Annotated in this window: 3 protein-coding genes and 3 tRNA genes; 1 reads left to right on the forward strand and 5 read right to left on the reverse strand. The window is 52.4% G+C overall.

Annotation, left to right across the window (positions count from 1 at the left end; all coding sequences use genetic code 11):
* Nucleotides 1–40: 40 nt before the first annotated feature.
* The 3 genes from ACK5JN_RS17180 to ACK5JN_RS17190 form a co-directional block, all read right to left on the reverse strand.
* Nucleotides 41–115: transfer RNA gene (locus ACK5JN_RS17180), tRNA-Gly, on the reverse strand.
* Between the two features lie 119 nt (nt 116–234).
* Nucleotides 235–319: transfer RNA gene (locus tag ACK5JN_RS17185), tRNA-Tyr, on the reverse strand.
* A gap of 3 nt (nt 320–322) precedes the next feature.
* Nucleotides 323–398: transfer RNA gene (locus ACK5JN_RS17190), tRNA-Thr, on the reverse strand.
* A 415-nt stretch (nt 399–813) separates the two neighbouring features.
* On the opposite strand from ACK5JN_RS17190, the gene coaA reads away from it, so the two are divergent.
* A complete protein-coding gene (gene coaA, locus ACK5JN_RS17195) occupies nt 814–1764 on the forward strand; it encodes a type I pantothenate kinase (RefSeq protein ID WP_416871278.1) in 951 nt (316 codons plus the stop codon).
* Between the two features lie 36 nt (nt 1765–1800).
* Here the strand turns inward: coaA and birA are convergent, their stop codons facing one another.
* Nucleotides 1801–2763, reverse strand: coding sequence for a bifunctional biotin--[acetyl-CoA-carboxylase] ligase/biotin operon repressor BirA (birA, locus tag ACK5JN_RS17200; RefSeq protein ID WP_416871279.1), 963 nt, complete (start codon nt 2761–2763; stop codon nt 1801–1803).
* Nucleotides 2760–3788: a UDP-N-acetylmuramate dehydrogenase gene (gene murB, locus ACK5JN_RS17205; protein ID WP_416871280.1), complete on the reverse strand. Its 1029-nt coding sequence runs from the start codon at nt 3786–3788 to the stop codon at nt 2760–2762. The genes birA and murB overlap by 4 nt, the downstream gene beginning before the upstream one ends.
* Between the last annotated feature and the right edge of the window lie 302 nt (nt 3789–4090).

The following is a 4090-nucleotide window of genomic DNA, read 5'->3' on the forward strand; positions in this document are numbered from 1 at the left end:
CCAAGGGTGCGCTCTACCAACTGAGCCATATCAGCACGTCTGGAGCGGGCAGCGGGAATCGAACCCGCATCATCAGCTTGGAAGGCTGAGGTAATAGCCATTATACGATGCCCGCATCCTAAAACTCGGCTACCCAGTTCTTTCTGTGCCAAAGGAAAGAGATTTCTCCCTTTCCTTTGTTTGAGCTAGTTATTTTACCAACCAACTCTGGCTTCGCAATGCTAAGCCTGAAAGTGGTGGTGGGGGAAGGATTCGAACCTTCGAAGTCTGTGACGGCAGATTTACAGTCTGCTCCCTTTGGCCGCTCGGGAACCCCACCTGATGGTGCCGACTACCGGAATCGAACTGGTGAACTACTGATTACAAGTCAGTTTCTCTACCTACTGAGCTAAGTCGGCATCTAGTAGCGCGCATTCTATGGAGACATGCGGAGACATGCAACTAAAAAATTGCATAAAATGTTCTATCGCTCACGTTTTGTGCATTCACGCGTAAAAACTCAGCAAAACGGCCTTTTTACGGACAAAAATAACACAATAATGCCCTCCTACCCTGACAGCTAACCCGCGCCGCTGGGCATGTTCGCCCCCTTCACCATCACAATGGCGTATCACCGGCGCTTATTTGTGTCACCCTGTCCTTACCCCCGTAGATGTTCTCCATAACAAAGAGCCGCGTTTTCTCACGAAAGCGGCACTAATTTGGATTTTTTCTTCTTTTTCTCTTCCACCTGGTGTTAACCTCCTGCCCATTGTCCTGATTAACTGAATGTGAAGCGTCGCGTGCAGTCAGCGTGGTAGCCAGAACATGCTTATGAGAAAACAAGAGCAAACGTTAATGACACCTTATCTACAGTTCAATCGTAGCCAGTGGGCGGCGCTGCGCGATTCCGTGCCGATGACCCTGACTGAAGGCGAAATTACGCGCTTAAAAGGTATCAACGAAGATCTGTCGCTGGAGGAAGTGGCGGAGATCTATTTGCCTTTGTCACGTTTACTGAACTTCTATATTAGTTCTAACCTGCGCCGTCAGGCGGTGCTGGAGCAGTTCCTTGGCACCAACGGCCAGCGTATTCCTTATATCATTAGCATCGCCGGTAGCGTGGCAGTCGGTAAAAGCACCACCGCGCGCGTCTTACAGGCATTACTCAGCCGCTGGCCGGAGCATCGCCGCGTCGAGCTGATCACCACCGACGGTTTCCTGCACCCCAACGAGGTGCTGAAAGAGCGTGGGCTGATGAAGAAGAAAGGCTTCCCGCAGTCGTATGATATGCATCGTCTGGTGAAATTCGTTTCGGACCTCAAATCGGGCGTGCCGGACGTCACCGCGCCGGTTTATTCCCATCTGATTTATGATGTTATTCCTGATGGCGATAAAACGGTTACCCATCCCGATATTTTAATTCTGGAAGGGCTAAACGTTCTGCAAAGCGGGATGGATTATCCGCACGATCCGCATCATGTATTTGTTTCCGACTTCGTTGATTTTTCTATTTATGTTGATGCGCCAGAAAAATTATTACAGTCGTGGTATATCAACCGATTCCTGAAATTCCGTGAAGGTGCCTTTACCGATCCGGACTCTTATTTCCATAACTATGCACAGCTTTCCGAAGAGGAAGCGATTAACGTCGCAACATCGCTATGGAATGAGATAAACCTACGGAATTTAAACGAAAATATCCTGCCTACGCGTGAGCGTGCAAGCCTGATCCTGACCAAAAGCGCTAACCACTCCGTAGAGCAGGTGCGTTTACGGAAATAAGTGAGAGAAAAGAAAAGGGAGCCGAAGCTCCCTTTTTTATTCTGCGCTACGTAGCGAAATCTCGCCGCCCATCCAGGGTTTAATTATCCCATCCTGCTCCAGTAATAATGCGCCCTGCGTATCAATACCGCGGGAAATACCGAAGATCTCTTTATCACCGATAATCAGCTTCACCGGGCGATTAATAAAGTTATCGAGTTTATCCCAGCGCGAAAGATAAGGTGCCAGCCCCTCTTGCTCAAAGAGGTGTAATGCATCGTGGAGTTCGTTAATCAGGCGCGCGGCCAGCACGTTGCGATCGATGGTGATCCCCGCTTCCTGCAGGTTAATCCAGCCCTGGTTAATCACGTCATTTTCTACGCGACGCATCACCAGGTTAATGCCGGCACCAATGACAATTTGTGCCGCATCTCCGGTTTTACCGGTCAGTTCGACGAGGATGCCGGACAGTTTGCGATCGTTCAGATAAAGATCATTCGGCCACTTCACGCGCACTTTATCCGCACCGAGATCCTGCAGGACTTCCGCCATAACGATGCCGATAACCAGGCTCAGGCCAATTGCCGCCGCCGGGCCCTGCTCTAAGCGCCAGTACATCGAGAGGTACAGGTTAGCGCCAAACGGTGAGAACCATTTACGGCCACGGCGGCCGCGGCCTGCCTGCTGGTATTCTGCAACGCAGGCATCCCCGGATTTCAGTTCACCAATACGGTCCAACAGATACTGGTTTGTCGAGTCAATAACCGGGAGCACGGCGACATCGCCATAGTCTACCGCGTGACGAATACGCTCGGCATCCAGCAGCTGTATTGGTTCCGGTAAGCTATAACCTTTCCCCGGTACGGTAAAGACGTCAACGCCCCAGTCACGCAGCGTCTGGATATGTTTGTTAATCGCCGCCCGGCTCATCCCTAACTGTTCACCAAGCTGCTCGCCGGAGTGAAAATCGCCGTCGGCCAGCAGAGAGATGAGTGTTAATGGCACGGTATTATCTTTCATTGAATCACCTCAACCGCATTCACTTCACCGGCGTTACCGATAAAGCGAACTTCGGGCTCCAGCCAGACGTTAAATTTGTCGCCCACCTGCTGGCGGACATAATGAGCCAACTTCACCACATCGCCACTCTGGGCGTTATCAACGTTAACCAGTACCAGCGCCTGCTGCTGATGAACCGCTGCACCGCCCTCAATATGGCCTTTCAACTGACACTGATCGATAAGCCAGCCGGCAGCCAGCTTAACGCTGCCGTCAGCCTGCGGGTAATGCGGTGCTTTGGGGAAGTTTGCCAGCAGGGTTTGCGCGTACTCTGCGCTGACCACGGGGTTTTTAAAGAAGCTGCCCGCATTGCCATTCACTCTGGGATCCGGCAGTTTGGTCATGCGCATATGGCAGACCGAATCAAACACCTCACGCGGAGTGACGGTTTGCGGATCCAGACGCGTGAGATCACCATAGGTCAGTACTGGCTGCCATGCCTTGGCCAGGCGGAAACCGACGGCGACGATCGCAAAGCGATCCTGATAGGCATGCTTGAAGATGCTGTCGCGGTAGCCAAACTGGCATTCTGCGGCGCTAAGACGTTTGCGTTCTCCGCTAGCCAGCTCGATACAGTCGACATATTCGCAGACGTGCTGTAATTCGACGCCATAAGCGCCGATATTCTGAATAGGAGATGAGCCTGCACAGCCAGGGATGAGCGCGAGATTTTCCAGACCGGGCATGTTGTTATCCAGCGCATAGCGAACCAGCTGGTGCCAGTTTTCGCCCGCGCCAACGTGCAGATGCCAGGCTTCTGCGGTTTCGCTCACCTCAATACCTTTGAGGCGATTAAGGATCACAGTACCGGAATAGTCTTCCAGAAACAGGACGTTGCTTCCTTCACCCAGGATCATAACCGGCAACCCTTCACGGGTCGCTTGCTGCCAGGCGCTCAGTAGTTGTTGTTCGTTTTCAGCGCATACGATGTGCTTTGCACTATGATTAATGCCGAAGGTGTTCCAGGGCTTTAGGGAGTGGGTCATGGCTGCTTTCCTGATGCTAAATCGGCGATAGTTTACCGTATCTGCGTGGGGAAGGTGAGAAAGTTTCAACCAGGCTATGGGAAAGTGCGGAAACGATTCGCAGGGGGGAGATGTTGACGGCGGGAGCCGCCCCGGCGTCGGCGTAAACGCCTCTTCCGGGCTACACGGTCGTTTCGTCCGCAATATGACCACCGTCATCACCGTCCGGTAGCGCCAGCGACCCCGGGATTTCACCACGCCACAGACGCAAAAAAGCCCATCCGTCAGGATGGGCTTCTTCACTAATTGATGCCTGGCAGTTC

The sequence above is a fragment of the Kluyvera sp. genome (assembly GCF_047971185.1).
In the GTDB taxonomy this organism is placed as follows: Bacteria; Pseudomonadota; Gammaproteobacteria; order Enterobacterales; family Enterobacteriaceae; genus Kluyvera.

Coding starts and splice junctions, on each gene's coding strand:
- birA (WP_416871279.1), bottom strand. CDS start 2,763: ATGAAAGATAATACCGTGCCATTAACACTCATCTCTCTGCTGGCCGAC.
- coaA (WP_416871278.1), top strand. CDS start 814: ATGAGAAAACAAGAGCAAACGTTAATGACACCTTATCTACAGTTCAAT.
- murB (WP_416871280.1), bottom strand. CDS start 3,788: ATGACCCACTCCCTAAAGCCCTGGAACACCTTCGGCATTAATCATAGT.